The following is a 16,007-nucleotide window of genomic DNA, read 5'->3' as shown; positions in this document are numbered from 1 at the left end:
GAGCATCAGGACGGAGGCGGCCTGTCAATCGGCCCGCGCGGGCGCGTCAGAACTTGTAGCCGAGACCGGCGCGGACGGTGTTGATGCTGGTGTCGACCGCCGAGCTGAAGCGGATATATTCGTACTCACCGCGGAAGAACAGGCCACCGACCAGATTGACGTCGACACCAAGACCGGCGCTGTAGCCGTAGATCAAATGGTTATGCTGGGCCTCCGTCGAGCTCAGCAGCGCGAGTGGAGTATAGGTGCCGAGCTGGGTCGCGCTGATGCGGTCCTGCGCACTGACCGTGCGGATGATGTCGGCATTCCCGAGTGCGAGACCCGCGAACATGTAGGGCAGAAAGCATCCCCAGGCGTAAGCTGCGCGGCCGCGGAATGTCGCCATGTCGCTGATGTTGATCGATGACGTGGAGGTCGCCGTCACGTCGTGAAAATTGTTGTCGGACAGAGCGAGGGCGCTCACGCGCCGCTCCGAGGCCGACGCCGATCCACCGAACTTGCCATGCAAGTAGCTGATCTCGAGGCCGAGTACGACATCGTCCCACTGGGCATTGTAGCCGACGAAAGCGCCGTAGCCGCTGGTGCGTTGTGAAGCCTTGCCAAGTCCGAGGTTCCACTGCGATACGCCCATCCCATTTTCGACCAAGGTATCGGCCAACAACGCCGCCATCATGTTGCTGGTCGAGCCTCTGAAGTTCTCGTCCGACGAGCCATAGCCGCCCTGGGCGCCGATATAGCTTCCCTGCCAGTTGACGTTGGACTTGCTCAAGCCGTCGGTGAAGCTGCCGCGCAGGATCGGAAGATCGGAGAGATCGGCCGCGTGCGCCGCAGAGACCGTCCCCAACATCGCCGCCGCCAACAATAGCCTACGCATCGAACGCTCCATCGAACTCGAACTTTCGCTCGTGATCATGGCCCGTTAACCTTAACCAATGGTTGCGTCGGAGCCCTTCGTCGCCGCTCGCCATGAAAAATACGCAAAGCAAAACGGCGCGGGATGATCCCGCGCCGTTAAGAAGTCCTAACCGATCAGGCGGACGATCAGCCCTTGGTGACGAGCGGCGGCGGCATGTAGGCCGGCGGGCTGCTGAGGTCCCAACGCACGCCGAGCTTCACGTCATGCGAAGTGATGTCCTTGACCTTGATCGTCGACGCGCCAGAGATGCTATTGTCATAGGCGCGGAAGTTGCCGGGGTTCGCGTCGCCGAGATCCATGTAGCTATAGGCGAGTTCGACGGTTAGGCCAGGGCTGACCTTGTAGGCAAGACCGGCATGAGCCGCCCAGGCAAGATTCCACTTACCGTTGTCGGCGAAGTAAGTCACGCTGTTGGAGAGACCGCCAGCATTGATGCGGGTGCCGTCGTCACGGAAGCCGCTCAGCTTGTTGTAGGAGCCGCCGACACCGGCGCCGATGAACGGGGTGATGCACCACCAGGTGCCGAGATCGACGTAGGCGTTGGCCATGACGACCCACTCGGACTTGCTGCCGGAGTAGTTGTTGGCTTCGAAATCGGCGGCTCCGAGCGTGACGTTGTCCGAGCCATGCAGATTGGCCTTGCCGCGATACTGGCCGATCAAATCGGTGCGGAACCAGTTGTTGAACTTATAACCGACGCCAAGGCCGAACAGCGGCGACGAATCGAAGCCGAGACCGACGGTCTGGGTCGGGAACGCCTGCGCGGTCGCGCTGTCGATGCGCTTGGCGCTCTGGTTGGTCATGCCGACGTCGCCGCGCAGGTACCAGCCACCGAAATCGGCGGGCGGAGCCGGGGGCGCGTACATCGGAGGGGGCGCCGCGATCGGCATGTCGGCGGCGAACGCCATCGAGGAGATCAGGGTTGCCGCACCCGCGGCAAGGAGAGACTTAACGCTACGCATTGGCTTCGTCCTTTTGGCCGGTGAGGCAATACGGCGCCTCACGTTCTGGAAACTCACGGTCGGGACGATGCCAGCAAATGTTTAAGCGCCACTTAACCCTAATTTTTAAGGTTGATTTTTTCTCTACTCACACGCGCGTGCGGCGCGAGCGTTGCAAAATGCAGCGCCAAATGCGACCCCTTCGCCGCATTTCCTAACGATGTATGAGGCCGCGTTGCAGCAAGACAGGATATATTAACGCGCGTGCCGCGGCAGCTTGGGCAGGAACACCGCGAGCAGGCCGATCGCCGGCAGGTAGGCGCAGACCTGGTAGACGAACGCGATCGAGGTGTGGTCGGCGAGCTTGCCGAGCACGGCGGCGCCAAGGCCGCCGATGCCGAACGCGACACCGAAGAACACGCCGGAGATCATGCCGAAGCGATGCGGCACCAGCTCCTGCGCGAACACGATGATCGACGACGTCGTCGAGGAGATGATCAGGCCGATGATCACGGACAGCACCGCACTCGCGTAGAGCCCGGCATAGGGTAGCGCCAGTGTGAACGGCAGCGCCCCCAGGATCGAGATCCAGATCACGATCCTGCGGCCGAAGCGATCGCCCAAGGGTCCACCGAGAAAAGCGCCGACCGCGTTCGCCGCGAGGAAAATGAAGAGATACATCTGCGCGGCTTGCGTCGACACGCCGAAGCGGTCGATCAGATAGAAGATGTAGTAGCTCGACAGGCTCGAGACGTAGAGCTGCTTCGAGAACAGCAATGCCACCAGCACGAGAAGCGCAACGACGACTCGACGCGAGTTCGGCGCGTCGGGATGGGCTTGAGCGACCGCGGTCTTCTTCGCCTTGATCTGCGGTTCGTACCAGCGGCCGATGCGCCAGAGGATGAGGATCGCGAGGAAGGCGATCGAGGAGAACCAGGCGATACTGCCCTGCCCGAACGGCACGACGATCAGCGCGGCGAGCACCGGTCCCATCGAGGTGCCGAAACTGCCGCCGAGCTGGAACACCGATTGCGCAAAACCGTAGCGGCCACCGGAGGCGAGCCGCGCGATGCGCGCCGACTCCGGATGAAACACCGCCGAGCCGAGGCCGACCAGCGCGGCGGCGACGAGGATGACGAGATATTGGTGGGCGGCACTGAGCAGCAACAGACCGAAGAAGGTCGAGGCCATGCCGATCGACAGCGAATAAGGCTGCGCCTTCTTGTCGGTGTAGTGGCCGACTACCGGCTGGAGCAGCGAGGCCGTGAACTGGAAGGCCAGCGTGATCATGCCGATCTGCGCGAAGTCGAGCGCGTAGGTGTCCTTCAGGATCGGATACACCGAGGCGATCAGCGATTGCATGGTGTCGTTGAGGAAGTGGGAGAAGCTGATGCCGGCCAGCACGACATAGGCCGGCCCTGCCGCTGACTTCGCCGCCGGCGTCACGTCGCTGACGATGACGGGCTCGGTCAGCGTTTCCTCTGAGACGACGACAGGCTTGTTCAATGGATCGATCCAGGCGCGGCACATTGCCGCGACCTGCTAGTTACGCTGCGCGCGGCGACCGATCCACCGCCAATCGTCGATGGCTGGGATGCGTCCGGGCTACGATCGTGCTTCGCGATGCGCCTTAAGCCGCGGCCTGCCCGAGCGCGGTGACGATGGTATCGACGACGTCCTCGACCAGGATGCGATCCTCGCCCTCGCCCATGACGCGGATCACCGGCTCGGTGCCGGAGGAGCGGATCAGCAGACGGCCGTGGCCGTTGAGCCGCTGCTCGCCGTCGGAGATCGCCGATTTGACGTCGGAATTGTCGAGCGGCTTGCCGCCCTTGTGGCGGACGTTCTTCAGGATCTGCGGCAGCGGATCGAAGCGGTGGCAGACTTCCGACACCGGCCGGCGCAGCTTCTGCACCACGGCAAGCACCTGCAATGCGGCAACGAAGCCGTCGCCGGTGGTGGCGTAATCGGACAGGATGATGTGGCCGGACTGCTCGCCACCGAGATTGTAGCCGCCGTTCAGCATCTGCTCGAGCACGTAGCGATCGCCGACCGGCGTGCGCACGAGATCGAGCCCCTGCGCATTGAGGAAGCGCTCGAGGCCGAGGTTCGACATCACGGTGGCGACGATGCCCGATCGCGACAGCCGGCCGTCTTCCTTCCAGCTCTGCGCGATCACCGCGAGCAGCTGGTCGCCGTCAACGATGTGGCCGCGCTCGTCGACCAGAATGACGCGGTCGGCGTCACCGTCGAGTGCGATGCCGATGTCGGCACGCATCTCGCGCACCTTCTTCGACAGCGCTTCCGGCGAGGTGGAGCCGCATTCCTTGTTGATGTTGAAGCCGTCCGGCTCGACGCCGATCGGGATCACGTCGGCGCCCAGCTCCCACAGCGCTTCCGGCACCACCTTGTAGGCGGCGCCATTGGCGCAATCGACCACGACGCGCAGGCCGTCGAGCGACAGATCGCGCGGCAGCGTGCGCTTGGCGAATTCGATGTAGCGATCATGCACGCCGTCGATACGGCGGGCGCGGCCGAGACTGGCGCTCTGGGCGAGACGCTTGTCGATGGGCTCGTCGAGCAGCTGCTCGATCTGCTTCTCGACATCGTCGGAGAGCTTGAAGCCCTGCGGGCCGAACAGCTTGATGCCGTTGTCCTCGAACAGATTGTGCGAGGCGGAAATCATCACGCCGAGATCGGCGCGCATCGACTTGGTCAGCATCGCGACCGCCGGCGTCGGCATCGGGCCGACCAGCAGCACATCCATGCCGACCGAGGTGAAGCCCGCCACCATCGCGTATTCGATCATGTAGCCGGACAGGCGGGTGTCCTTGCCGATCACGACCCTGTGGCGATGGTCACCGCGCTGAAACGCGAGGCCTGCGGCCTGGCCGACCTTGAGCGCGAGCTCCGGCGTGATCAGTCCGTTGGCGCGGCCCCGAATCCCGTCCGTCCCGAAATATTTGCGGCTCATATCGTCCCCCACGCAACAACCAGGGATCCCCAATACAACCTCCGGGTGCCCAAGCGGGACCCGCATCCCTGATTTGCTGAGTTCTTATAAAGCCATCGCAGCTAACTTGGCTTCAAAAAATATGATGAATCATTACGGAACCGGGGGTGCCCGGGCTCCGATAACGTCCTGTTAACATTATATTTCCGGCCAGGTCGCCGGAACAGGCCGGAACCCGCGCTAGTCCGAGCGCTTCACATGGCCGTCCCCGCGGCTCGGCGCCGGCTGGGTGACATTGACGGGATCGGAGCCCGGAAAGGTCTCTTCCAGACCTTCCTCCAGCGCCTCCTCAAGATCATGCTTCTCCTTGATCTCTTCCGGCGTCGGTCCGGTGTGCGGCCTGGTCATGGCGCCCTCCTCTTCAAAACGATTTGCAAACGATTTGGCTGTGCATCCAACCATGCTAGATGACCCCTCGATCTTCCGATGCAAGCCTCTTCCGCTACAAGACTTCCGATGCAGACTCTTCCGATACAATCCGGGCCGGGGAAACGTTCATGAAGCACATCACCTGTATCGACGATCTTCGCACACTGCATCAGCGCCGCGTGCCGAAGGCGTTTTTCGATTATTGCGACCGCGGCTCCTACGCCGAGGAAACGCTGCGCGCCAACCGCGATGACATGCAGGCAATCAAGTTCCGCCAGCGCATCCTGGTCGACGTCTCCAAACGCGACACTTCCACCACGATCCTCGGCGAGCCCTCGACCATGCCGCTGATACTCGCGCCGGTGGGCCTACTCGGCATGCAGCATGGCGATGGCGAGATCCATGCCTGCCGCGCCGCGCAAGCCGCCGGTATCCCGTTCACGCAGTCGACCATGTCGATCTGCTCGATCGAGGACATCGCGGCCAGTGTCGAGAAGCCGTTCTGGTTCCAGCTCTACGTGATGAAGGACCGCGGCTTCATCAAGGAATTGATCCAGCGCGCGATCGCGGCGAAATGCTCCGCGCTGGTGCTGACAGTCGATCTCCAGGTCATCGGCCAGCGCCACGCCGACATCAAGAACGGCATGACGGTTCCGCCGGAATGGTCGCTCTCGAAGCTGATCGACTTTGCCACCAAGCCGACCTGGGTGTCGGGCGTGCTCCAGGGCAAGCGCCGCACCTTCGGCAACATCGCCGGCCATGTGAAGAACACCGGGGACCTCAATCGCCTCGCGGAGTGGACGGCGTCGCAGTTCGACACATCGTTGAACTGGAAAGACGTCGAGTGGGTCCGCAGCATCTGGCCGGGCAAGCTGATCATCAAGGGCATTCTGGACGTCGAGGACGCCGAGAAAGCCGCCAAGACGGGCGCGCAGGCTCTCGTCGTCTCGAACCACGGCGGCCGTCAGCTCGACGGCGCGCCGTCATCGATCGAGGTGCTGCCCGAGATCGCCGAGGCGGTCGGTGACAGGATGGAGATCATGTTCGACGGTGGCATCCGCTCCGGCCAGGACGTGATGCGCGCGCTCGCGCTCGGTGCAAAGTCCTGCATGATCGGCCGCGCCTACGCCTATGGCCTCGGCGCCGGCGGCCAGGCCGGCGTCGCCAAGGCGATCGACATTATCCAGAAAGAGCTGCTCACCACCATGGGCCTGTGCGGCGTCAACAAGATTGACGAGATTGACGAACATATCATCGCGATGTGACCGTCGTAGTGTGGCGAAAAACAGCCGCTTCTAACTCAGCCGTCGTCCCGGCGAAGGCCGGGACCCATAGCCACAGCGAGTAATTTGGCGAAGATCGGTAGTTATTCAGCCTTCGCGCGGTACTGAGACCTGCGCCCAACGATAGATCACGCGGTATGGGTCCCGGCCTTCGGCGGGACGACACTGAAGATGTCGCCGCAGCAGCACACCTCACATCGGCGGCGTCACCCCATCCCTGCCGACATTCACCCGGTTGGCTTCCAGCGAACCATCGTCCTTCTTCACCGCACCGAAAATGATCAGCTTGGCGCCGGGCTTGAGCTCGGATTTGTCGCTGGCGACGAAGGTGACGATCGGCGTGTCCGGGGGCACCACGACTTTCTTCTCACCGTCCTTGTACTTGACCGTGATGTTCTGGCCGTCGGTGCCCTTCACCGTCTGCGCCACGGTGGCGTTGGTCATGGTCGAATTGGCGCGCGCGTCCCAGGGACGAAAACCTTCGGCCGCGCCGCGCTGGTTCTCAGGGAAGATGTGCACCGCGATTGCCTTCTGGGTGCCGTCGGGCTCCGGCAGGCCGGTAACGCCGATATAGGAACCGTCCTTGATCTCCGATAACGACGTCTTCACCACCGCAAAGACGGCGACGTTGTCGGTCATGCGCACCTTCATGTCGCTGCCTTCGCGGGTCTTGATGCCGAGCGTGTTGCCGTCGACGCTCTCGATGGTGCCGCGGATGCGCACCGTCGGCGTCTGCTGCGCCAGGGCGGATGACGTGACGATGCAGGCGGCGAATGCGGCCACGCCAATGCGTGATATCCAGGTTCTCTTCGACATGTTGTTATCCTCTATTACATCGGCGGCGTCAGGCCGTCGCGGCCGACGCTGACGCGGTTGGTTTCGAACGAGCCGTCCGGCAGCTGCTTCATGAAGGCGATGACCTTGGCGCCGGCCTTCAGATCGGATTTGTCGCCGGGCACGAAGGTCACCACCGGCGTATTGTCGGCGACGAACACCTTCTTCTCGCCGTCCTTGTACTTGACCAGCAGCGTATGGCCGTCATTGCCGACGACGCTCTCCGACACGGTCGCATTGGTCATGCTGGAGTTGGGCTTGAGGTCGTAAGGTCGCGAGCCCTCGCCGGTGCCGCGCATGCTCTCCGGAAACACGTGGACCTCGACCGCGTTCGCGCCGCCGTCCGGTCCGGGCACGGTGGTGGCGCCGACGAAGGAGCCGGGCTTGATGTCGGCAAGTGAAATCCTGGTAATGCCTGACACGTTCACGTCGGAGGCGATGTGCAGCTTGACGTCCTCGCCGCCGCGCGCCTTGACCTGCATCGTGTCACCATTGACGCTTTCGATCGTGCCACGCACGCGCGTCGGCACCGGCGCCCTTTGCGCAAGTGCCGAGAGGGTCGAGACGGCCACCATCGCGACGGCGATGAGCGGACGTGTGAAAGTTGCACGTTGAACAGACATGATGGTCTCCGATTGTCCCTATCGCCCTTACGGACATAGAACTCCGGAGGTTACGCGCTATTCTTTCAAGTCTTTGTGAGATCAGCCTCGACCAGCGCACGCAGCTCGGCCGTGACCTGCGGCCGCTGGCCGAACCACAGCTCGAAGCCGCGGACCGCCTGATGCAGCAGCATGCCAAGCCCGTCGGCGGTCTTCAGTCCACGCGCCTTTGCGGCCGCCAGCAGCGGCGTCACCAGCGGGACATAGACGAGATCGGCGACGACAGCGCCATCCGGCAGGCGCGCCACTTCAATGTCGAGTGAAGGCTGACCGTGCATGCCGAGCGAGGTCGTGTTCACGAGAAGTTTTGCACGCGGCAGGATGTCGTCGATCCCCTCCCACGCAACAGGATGCACCTTCGGCCCGAACTGGCTTGCAAGCATCTCGGCCCGGGCGATGGTGCGGTTGGCGAGATGCACGCAGCTGATGCCGCGTTCGAGCAGCCCGAACACGATGGCCCGCGCGGAGCCGCCGGCGCCCAGCACCAGCGCCTCGCTGGCTGCGTCCCAGCCGGGCGCGCTGGCATCGAGATTGCCGATAAAGCCCTCGACGTCGGTGTTGGTCGAGCGCAGCTCGCCATCCGCAAACCACAGCGTGTTGGCCGCCCCCACCGCCTGCGCGCGGGCATCGGGCGTCGAGAGCTCAAGCACGCGCTCCTTGTGCGGGATGGTGACGTTGGCGCCGACGAAGCCGCGCAGCGACAGCCGCAGCACGAAATCGCGCAAATTATCGGGTGGAACCGCCTCGATGACATAGCCGCCCTCGATCTCGAGCGTGCGCAGCCAGTAACGATGGATCAGCGGCGAGCGCGAATGCGCGGCCGGCCATCCGATCAGACAGGCTGCGGGAGCCTTGGTCACGGTCGTCCTCCCCTGGGGTCGTTTCGGAGGCGATCCATTTCGCGTCCCGCAGGCCCTGTCAAGCGCGCGGGCCGTCTCGGGAGAGGCTCGACGTCAGGTCGTGCCTGTCTCACCAGCTGCGGGGTGCGCCGCGCCGCCCTTGATGTCGGCCACCGCACGCGCGATGGTCTCGCGATAGCGCGCGCGTGGCGGCGTGACGCCATGGGTGAGCAGCGCGCGGCGAACCGTTGGCGATGCCCCCGTGATGAACAGCCGGATGCCCTGCCGGTGGGCCTTGGCGGCGACGCGGCCGAGCACGTTGGCCGCGGTCGAATCCAGGAACGGCACCGCGGCGAAATCGACCACAAAACCCTTGCGCTTGTCGGCGATGCCGTCGAGCACGCTGCCGATCGCCGAGGCCGCGCCGAAGAAGAACGCGCCGGTGATGCGATAGACCAGCACGTCGCGATCGACCGCGAGCGCGGGGTCGTAAGGCACGCGCTCGCCATTTTCGTCGTCGGGACGATCGGCGGCCACCATCGGCGAACCTTCCTCGATGCCGGTCATTTCCGCCATGCGATGGATGAACAGGACCGCGCCAAGCGCGAAGCCGACCAAAATGCCTTCGGTCAGATCGCGGAAGATGGTGAGCAGGAAAGTTGCGAGCAGCACGACGGCATCGCCCCATGACGAGCGCAGGAGCGTCGCGAATTCGTGCTTCTCCGCCATAGTCCAGGCCACGACGACGAGCACGGCGGCGAGCGCGGCCAGCGGGATGTAGCTCGCGAGCGGCGCTGCGATCAGCATGAACAGCAGCAGGAAGACCGAATGCAGCATACCCGCGAGCGGCCCCCGCGCGCCGGCGCGGATGTTGGTCGCGGTACGCGCGATCAGCCCCGTGACGCAGATGCCGCCGAACAGCGCCGAGCCGACATTGGCGGCGCCTTGCGCCACCAGCTCGCAATTGGAGCGGTGACGGCGCCCGGTCATGCCGTCGGCCACCACCGCCGACAGCAGCGATTCGATGGCGGCGAGCAGCGCGAAGGAGATCGCATCCGGCAGCACGGCGGTCGCCTTCGCAAGCGAGAACGCGGGCAAGGCCGGCGAAGGCAGTTCGCGCGGAATGCCGCCGAAGCGCGATCCGACGGTCTCGACCGGCAGCGACAGCACGGCACATGCGACCGCCGCGAGCACGACCGCGATCAGAATGCCCGGCCAGGACGGACGCCAGCGTCGCAGGCCGGCGATGATGGCAATGCTCACGATCGCGACCGCCAAGGCCGACGGATTGACGGTGTGCAGGCCCCCCGCAAGCGCGACGAGTTTCGGGACGAATTCGCTCGGCTCCTTCGCCACCAGCGTGATCCCGCCGAGATCGCGCAGCTGGCTCGCGAAGATGATGACGGCGATGCCGGCCGTGAAGCCGACCGTCACCGGGTACGGAATGAACTTGATATAGGTGCCGATCCGCAGGAAGCCCGCAGCGATCAGGAACAGGCCCGCCATCAGCGTGGCCAGGATCACGCCGTCGACTCCGTGACGGTCGGCGGTCGCCGCAACCAGCACAATGAAGGCGCCGGCGGGACCGCCGATCTGGAACCGGCTGCCGCCGAGCAGTGACGCAATGAAGCCGCCGACAACAGCGGTGTAGAGTCCGCGATCCGGCGTCACGCCCGAGGCGATCGCGATCGCCATCGACAGCGGCAACGCGACGATCGCGACCGTGAGGCCCGCGAACACATCGGCGCGGAAATCCGATAGGCCATAGCCCTCGCGCCATACGGTGACGAGCTTTGGCAGATAGAGTTCGGTAAAGGTCGGCCGACGAAGCTGGTGCAGCTTGCCTGCGTGTTCGCCTGTGATGCTCATTTCAGCAAATTGCTCCGCTGCCCACAACGCTTCGATGCATCGTGCGGCCGCGTAGCGGGGCGCGACGGTGCGTTAGTTAAGACTGCTTCCGAGCACGATCATTGCGGGATCATGCTCCCACTCGCCGCGGCGGCCCTGGCTGCTTGAGCCGAACGCCACGTCCGCCGCCTTCGCTGCGCGCCTGTTCGCCGATCAGCTCGACGCCGGCCCGATCAAAGGCTTCGACCACCTTCATCAAGGTCTCGACCACGCCGCGGACGTTGCCGGTGCTCGCCTCCATCCGCTGAATGGTCGGCAGCGAAACGCCTGCGAGCTCCGCCAAGGCTCTCTGGTCAATGCCAAGCAGCGCGCGCGCTGCCCGCATCTGGAACGACGTGATCACCTTGGCCTCACGTTTCAGCCTTTATAAGTGACATCTGAAGCATGTACAATGATGTAAAATACATCAACTAAGGCCGAACGCAAGGGGAAGTTCGCCGTGCAAGCCACCCCCTCCACCGTCATTGCGAGCGCAGCGACTTGTCCGCCGAAGCTTTAGCGAAGGCGGAAGCAATCCAGTCTTTCCGCGCAGGAATTCTGGATTGCTTCGTCGCTTCGCTCCTCGCAATGACGGTGGAGGGGATGGCTGAGTCCAACCTTCGCCACGCCCGGGGTGACAGCCCCTCACCCCACCCTCTCCCCGTAGAGAACGGGGAGAGGTGTGGGAGAGCGGTTGCTTCCCTTACTTCGGCAGACCGATCACGCCGCGTGCTGATGCGCTGCGATGATCTGGTCGGCGGCGCGCCCCGTGACTTCGGCCATGTGGTCGAACTGGCGGGTGAAGCTGCCGGCGCCTGCCGTGGCCGAGCGCAGTTCGACGATCAACTCGCCAATCTCGGCTTCCGGCATCATGGCGCGGACGCAGTCCCATCCGCTCCAGCCGTCGCGGGTGTCGAAGCCGAGGATCTGGCCGCGCCGCGCCGACAGGATCGCGTTGATCTTGGCGGTGGCGTCGGTCGGGCAGACGATCTCGACCACGTGGATCGGCTCCAGCAGCACCGACTGGCATTGCGGCAGGCCTTCGTTGAGCCCGACCCGCGCCGCCGTGCGGAAGGCGAGGTCGGAGGAATCGACGCTATGATAGGAGCCGTCGGTCAGCGTCACCTGCAAATCGGTGACCGGGAAACCGAGCGGGCCGCGTGCGAGCCCGTCGACGACCCCCTCTTCCACCGCGCCGATGTAGTTGCGCGGCACCGCGCCGCCGACCACCTTCTCGGCGAACTTGAAGCCATCGCCGCGCGGCAGCGGCCTGATGTCGAGCACGACATCGCCGAACTGGCCATGGCCGCCGGACTGCTTCTTGTGGCGGCCGCGCTGGACGATCGGCTTGCGGATGGTTTCCTGATAACCGATCGCGGGGGGATGCGAGGCGACCTTGACGCCGAAACGGTCGCGCAGCCGCTCGCTCGCGACGCGCAAGTGCATCTCGCCCTGCCCCCACAGCACGGTGTCGTGGGTCTGGGCGTTCATCACGAAGACGAGCGAGGGATCCTCCTCGTGCAGTCGCATCAGCGCCTGGCCGAGCTTGACGTCGTCCTTGCGGTCAGTAGCCGCAACCGAGATCGCGAGCACCGGCGGAGTGGGCTCGCCGGCGGCGAGCGCTGCTGGCTGGGTCTTGCCGTTCGAGACCGTGTCGCCGGTCTTGATCGGGTCGAGCTTGGCGAGCGCTATCGTGTCGCCGGCTTCCGCCGCGGCACGCTTGGTATCGTAGGCCCCGGTGACGGCGAGGATGCCGGAGATGCGGCTCGCCCCGCCGGAGGAGGATTGCAGGGTGGCACCGTCGTCGAGATGACCGGCGAGCATCCGCGTCAGCGACAGCTTACCGCCGTGCTGCGAATGCAGCGTCTTGAAAACGAAGCCGAGGGCGTCCCTGGTCTCGGGAACGCCGAGACGCTTTGCGGTCTCCGCGATACCGGGCGCCTCGTGGCGCAACGCTTTCATCAAACGCAGCACGCCGTTTTCGCGTGCGGCGGCGCCGAGCAGCACGGGGCAGATCAGCCCGTCACGCAATTCCCGCGCGAGATCATCGAACACGGCATCGCGCGGCGGCTGGATGTCCTCGAGCAGCTGCTCCATCAGCGCATCGTCGTGATCGGCGAGCTTCTCCAGCATCGAGAAGCGGGCCTCCTTCTCGCGATCGAGATCGCCGCCTTGGAGCGCGACCACTTCGGAGGCCTTGTGCTCGCGGTAAATGAACGCGCGCTCCAGCGCGAGATCGACGAAGCCCTCGATCAGCTCGTCCTTCCAGATCGGGATCTGGCGCAGCACCAGCGGCACGCGCGAGGCGGGCTGGAGCATCTCGAGCGTCTCGCGGATGCGCTTGTTGGCGCGGTCGATCTTGTTGAGGAACAGGAAGCGCGGGATCTTCAGCTCCTCCAGCTCGCGCAGAATGATCTGAAGCTGCGGCAGCTTCTTCTCGTCGGCTTCGCAGACCACGATTGCGGCGTCGACCGCAGGCAGCGCGGCGCGCATGTCGTGGGCAAATTCGACGGAACCGGGACAATCGAGAAAGGTGTAGCTGTCACCCATGAAACTCGTGGTGACGGCAGTCAGCCCGACGGTCATCTTGTGATGACGGGCCTCTGGCGTGGCGTCGCCGACGGAGGTTCCGGCGTCGACGCTGCCGGCGCGCGGGATTGCGCCCGTTCGCGCCAGGATGGCTTCGAGAAGTGTGGTTTTACCGCTTTGGAAAGGGCCCACCAGCGCGATGCACCGTGGACCTCGGGGACTTCTGACGTCCTGTCCCATTCGCCGCCTCCTTGGTGTGGAGCTCGGCCCATGATTGGGTCGGCAAACGCCGATGCTCTGCCCGTCCCCGAGATTTGGCAAGCATCAAACGTCGCTGCGGTGCGTCGTTGCCGGAATCGCGTCGGAGCGACGCGATTCGCACACGGGAGTTGTTAACGGCCCGGGCGGAGTTCCAGGCTCTCGAGGCCGGCGGCGACGTTGAGGCCGACCTGGCCCTGCACGCTGAGCGGCTGGAGCGCGATCGAATTGTTGGAGCCGCCGATCAGCACGTTGCCGCCGAGGCCGACGCCGACCGAGGCACTGCCCTGCGCGCCGGCATAGGTGCCGGCGAGGTCGCCCGGTCCGAGCCGGTTCACCGGCGCGAACACGCCCCAGGCGAGTGCCGTTTCCTGGGTGATGCCAATGTCGAGGCCGACCTTGCGGATGGTCGCGACGTAACGGTCGTCCGGCAAACCATCGACGCGCAGCACGCAGCCGAGATGGGTCACCGATCCCACGATGAAGCCCACGCTGGCGCCGCCGCGGCATTCGAGCACGCCCACCTGCACCATCCGCGACTGCGCGCTGGCGCCCGCGACGGAGGCAACGAGGCTCGCAACGGCAAGGAGGAGTGAACGGCGCATGAAGATCTCCGGCGATGAATGTGATGCGAGCATGGAGGCGCGGCACACGCCACGCGATGGTCTATGCCACAACAGTTCCGGTGGCGCCAGATCGCGCAGACTTGAAAGAAAAAGGGCCCGCGTTGCGCGGGCCCTTTGATGTCACATCAGGTCTGCGAGCTCAGCGCAGATTGCCGCAGAAGCGCTGGATTCGCTTGCAGGCGTCTTCGAGGTCCGAGGTCTTGGTCGCGTAGGAGATGCGGAATGCCGGGCCGAGGCCGAAGGCCGAACCCTGCACCACGGCGACGCCTTCGGTCTCCAGCAGTTCGGTGACGAATGTCTCGTCATTGTCGATCACCTTGCCGGACGGCGCGGTCTTGCCGATCGTGCCGGCGCAGGACGGATAGACGTAGAAGGCGCCTTCGGGACGCGGGCACTCGATGCCCTTGGCCTGGTTGAGCATGGAGACGACGAGGTCGCGGCGCTCCTTGAAGACCTTGTTGTTGGCGGGGATGAAGTCCTGCGGACCGTTCAGCGCCTCAACGGCGGCCCATTGCGCAATCGACGACGGGTTCGAGGTCGACTGCGACTGGATCGTCGACATCGCCTTGATCAGCTGCGCCGGCCCGCCGGCATAGCCGATGCGCCAACCGGTCATGCAATAGGCCTTCGACACGCCGTTCACGGTGAGCGTGCGGTCGTAGAGTTTCGGCTCGACCTGCGCGACCGTTGTGAATTGGAAGTCGTCATAGACGAGATGCTCGTACATGTCGTCGGTCATGACCCAGACGTGGGGATGCTTGACCAGCACGTCGGTGAGCGCCTTCAGCTCGGTCCTGGTGTAGGCGGCTCCCGTCGGGTTCGACGGCGAGCACAGGATCACCCATTTGGTCTTCGGCGTGATCGCGCGCTCGAGCGCTTCGGCCTGGAGCTTGAAACCGGTCGCGGCGGTGCAGACAACCGGCACCGGCTCGCCGCCGGCGAGCGCCACCATCTCGGGATAGCTGACCCAGTACGGCGCGGGGATGATCACCTCGTCGCCCGGATTGATGGTCGCCATCAGCGCGTTGTAGAGCACCTGCTTGCCGCCGGTGCCGACGATGATCTGGTTCGCCTTGTAGACGACGCCGTTCTCGCGCTGAAACTTGGCGATGATGGCGTCCTTCAACTCGGGAATGCCGTCGACCGCGGTGTACTTGGTCTTGCCGGCTTCGATGGCGTGGATCGCGGCCAGCTTGATGTTGGCGGGCGTGTCGAAGTCGGGCTCGCCGGCGCCTAAGCCGATGACGTTGCGGCCCGCCGCTTTCAGCGCACGTGCTTTATCCGTGACCGCGATGGTCGCGGACGGCTTCACACGGTCGAGCGCAGCGGCAAGGAAGGACATCGTCATCTCCTGACAAGCGTCGTGAACCCTTTGGCTTCACGACTCCGATTGTGGGAATGAGCCACCCTAAAACGAGTGCCGTTGCGCCGCAAGAAACTTCGGCCCGATCTCGGAAAAGTTTACGTGTCTGGCGCGCATCAAGCCGCGATTTCTCGCAATATTCCGCAACTTTGCGGGGCAAATCCCGCATATCCGACAAGGCGTGTCCTCGGAGCAATTTTGGCGCCTTCGAGGGCCATGAAACGAGAACGTCGTCATGCCCGGGCCTGTCCCGCCTTCGGCTCGCCGAAGCCGCTCCGGCGAGGCGAAGGCCCGGGCATCCACGTTCTTCGTGCCGTGTGCAGCGCGTAGATGGCCGGGACAAGCCCGGCCATGACGATGCGGAAGCTTCAGTGCCAAAACGCGGCCGCCGTTTCTCGCACACGATCGCGTCGAGCAACGCACTTGCGCGTTGACGCAAGCGTGAACTGAGTTGGATGGTCGCACGGAAATGATCTTCCGCCGCATT

General features: G+C 64.5%; 14 protein-coding genes. 1 reads left to right on the top strand and 13 read right to left on the bottom strand.

What is annotated here, in order from left to right; genetic code table 11:
- Window positions 1–46 precede the first annotated feature (46 nt).
- From AC0L27_RS10520 to AC0L27_RS10500, 5 genes are all read right to left on the bottom strand, one after another.
- Window positions 47–874, bottom strand: a complete 828-nt coding sequence (locus AC0L27_RS10520; protein WP_473318881.1) for an outer membrane protein — start codon at window positions 872–874, stop codon at window positions 47–49.
- 167 nt (window positions 875–1,041) lie between these two features.
- Complete coding sequence (locus AC0L27_RS10515) at window positions 1,042–1,878, bottom strand: outer membrane protein (protein ID WP_275172493.1); 837 nt, start codon at window positions 1,876–1,878, stop codon at window positions 1,042–1,044.
- A 234-nt stretch (window positions 1,879–2,112) separates the two neighbouring features.
- Window positions 2,113–3,363: an MFS transporter gene (locus AC0L27_RS10510; protein ID WP_354208162.1), complete on the bottom strand. Its 1,251-nt coding sequence runs from the start codon at window positions 3,361–3,363 to the stop codon at window positions 2,113–2,115.
- Between the two features lie 124 nt (window positions 3,364–3,487).
- On the bottom strand, window positions 3,488–4,831 hold the full coding sequence (gene glmM, locus AC0L27_RS10505; RefSeq protein ID WP_275172491.1) for a phosphoglucosamine mutase: 1,344 nt from the start codon (window positions 4,829–4,831) through the stop codon (window positions 3,488–3,490).
- Between the two features lie 219 nt (window positions 4,832–5,050).
- Window positions 5,051–5,218, bottom strand: coding sequence for a hypothetical protein (locus AC0L27_RS10500; protein WP_007596725.1), 168 nt, complete (start codon window positions 5,216–5,218; stop codon window positions 5,051–5,053).
- A 149-nt stretch (window positions 5,219–5,367) separates the two neighbouring features.
- Between AC0L27_RS10500 and AC0L27_RS10495 the strand changes: the two genes are divergently transcribed.
- Window positions 5,368–6,504, top strand: a complete 1,137-nt coding sequence (locus AC0L27_RS10495) for an alpha-hydroxy acid oxidase (RefSeq protein WP_473318878.1) — start codon at window positions 5,368–5,370, stop codon at window positions 6,502–6,504.
- Window positions 6,505–6,714: 210 nt separating this feature from the next.
- On the opposite strand, the gene AC0L27_RS10490 is transcribed toward AC0L27_RS10495, so the two are convergent.
- The 8 genes from AC0L27_RS10490 to AC0L27_RS10455 all read right to left on the bottom strand — a co-directional run bounded on the left by AC0L27_RS10490 (window position 6,715) and on the right by AC0L27_RS10455 (window position 15,499).
- Window positions 6,715–7,338, bottom strand: a complete 624-nt coding sequence (locus AC0L27_RS10490) for a single stranded DNA-binding domain-containing protein (RefSeq protein WP_354208170.1) — start codon at window positions 7,336–7,338, stop codon at window positions 6,715–6,717.
- Window positions 7,339–7,352: 14 nt separating this feature from the next.
- The gene (locus AC0L27_RS10485; protein ID WP_354208172.1) at window positions 7,353–7,979 is read right to left on the bottom strand and encodes a hypothetical protein; all 627 of its coding nucleotides are present in this window, start codon (window positions 7,977–7,979) and stop codon (window positions 7,353–7,355) included.
- A 65-nt stretch (window positions 7,980–8,044) separates the two neighbouring features.
- Window positions 8,045–8,878, bottom strand: coding sequence for a shikimate dehydrogenase (locus AC0L27_RS10480; RefSeq protein WP_354208174.1), 834 nt, complete (start codon window positions 8,876–8,878; stop codon window positions 8,045–8,047).
- 93 nt (window positions 8,879–8,971) lie between these two features.
- Entirely contained in the window at window positions 8,972–10,726 is a 1,755-nt protein-coding gene (locus tag AC0L27_RS10475; protein WP_354208176.1) for a SulP family inorganic anion transporter, read from the bottom strand.
- Between the two features lie 109 nt (window positions 10,727–10,835).
- On the bottom strand, window positions 10,836–11,108 hold the full coding sequence (locus tag AC0L27_RS10470; RefSeq protein ID WP_247353060.1) for a helix-turn-helix domain-containing protein: 273 nt from the start codon (window positions 11,106–11,108) through the stop codon (window positions 10,836–10,838).
- Between the two features lie 356 nt (window positions 11,109–11,464).
- Window positions 11,465–13,513: an elongation factor G gene (locus AC0L27_RS10465; RefSeq protein ID WP_354208178.1), complete on the bottom strand. Its 2,049-nt coding sequence runs from the start codon at window positions 13,511–13,513 to the stop codon at window positions 11,465–11,467.
- Between the two features lie 152 nt (window positions 13,514–13,665).
- Window positions 13,666–14,136 (bottom strand): DUF992 domain-containing protein, encoded by a 471-nt coding sequence (locus AC0L27_RS10460; protein WP_354208180.1) that lies wholly within the window; start codon window positions 14,134–14,136, stop codon window positions 13,666–13,668.
- Window positions 14,137–14,296: 160 nt separating this feature from the next.
- Window positions 14,297–15,499, bottom strand: a complete 1,203-nt coding sequence (locus AC0L27_RS10455) for a pyridoxal phosphate-dependent aminotransferase (RefSeq protein ID WP_275172483.1) — start codon at window positions 15,497–15,499, stop codon at window positions 14,297–14,299.
- Window positions 15,500–16,007 lie beyond the last annotated feature (508 nt).

This window comes from Bradyrhizobium sp. Ken51 (assembly GCF_055807435.1).
The sequence above is the reverse complement of the archived record's forward strand: the minus strand, read 5'-3'. Positions and strand labels throughout refer to the sequence as shown.

What these genes read in the sequence shown, in the direction of transcription:
- AC0L27_RS10520 (WP_473318881.1), bottom strand. Translation starts at nt 874, where the DNA reads ATGCGTAGGCTATTGTTGGCGGCGGCGATGTTGGGGACGGTCTCTGCG.
- AC0L27_RS10515 (WP_275172493.1), bottom strand. Translation starts at nt 1,878, where the DNA reads ATGCGTAGCGTTAAGTCTCTCCTTGCCGCGGGTGCGGCAACCCTGATC.
- glmM (WP_275172491.1), bottom strand. Translation starts at nt 4,831, where the DNA reads ATGAGCCGCAAATATTTCGGGACGGACGGGATTCGGGGCCGCGCCAAC.
- AC0L27_RS10500 (WP_007596725.1), bottom strand. Translation starts at nt 5,218, where the DNA reads ATGACCAGGCCGCACACCGGACCGACGCCGGAAGAGATCAAGGAGAAG.
- AC0L27_RS10495 (WP_473318878.1), top strand. Translation starts at nt 5,368, where the DNA reads ATGAAGCACATCACCTGTATCGACGATCTTCGCACACTGCATCAGCGC.
- AC0L27_RS10490 (WP_354208170.1), bottom strand. Translation starts at nt 7,338, where the DNA reads ATGTCGAAGAGAACCTGGATATCACGCATTGGCGTGGCCGCATTCGCC.
- AC0L27_RS10485 (WP_354208172.1), bottom strand. Translation starts at nt 7,979, where the DNA reads ATGTCTGTTCAACGTGCAACTTTCACACGTCCGCTCATCGCCGTCGCG.
- AC0L27_RS10475 (WP_354208176.1), bottom strand. Translation starts at nt 10,726, where the DNA reads ATGAGCATCACAGGCGAACACGCAGGCAAGCTGCACCAGCTTCGTCGG.
- AC0L27_RS10465 (WP_354208178.1), bottom strand. Translation starts at nt 13,513, where the DNA reads ATGGGACAGGACGTCAGAAGTCCCCGAGGTCCACGGTGCATCGCGCTG.
- AC0L27_RS10460 (WP_354208180.1), bottom strand. Translation starts at nt 14,136, where the DNA reads ATGCGCCGTTCACTCCTCCTTGCCGTTGCGAGCCTCGTTGCCTCCGTC.
- AC0L27_RS10455 (WP_275172483.1), bottom strand. Translation starts at nt 15,499, where the DNA reads ATGTCCTTCCTTGCCGCTGCGCTCGACCGTGTGAAGCCGTCCGCGACC.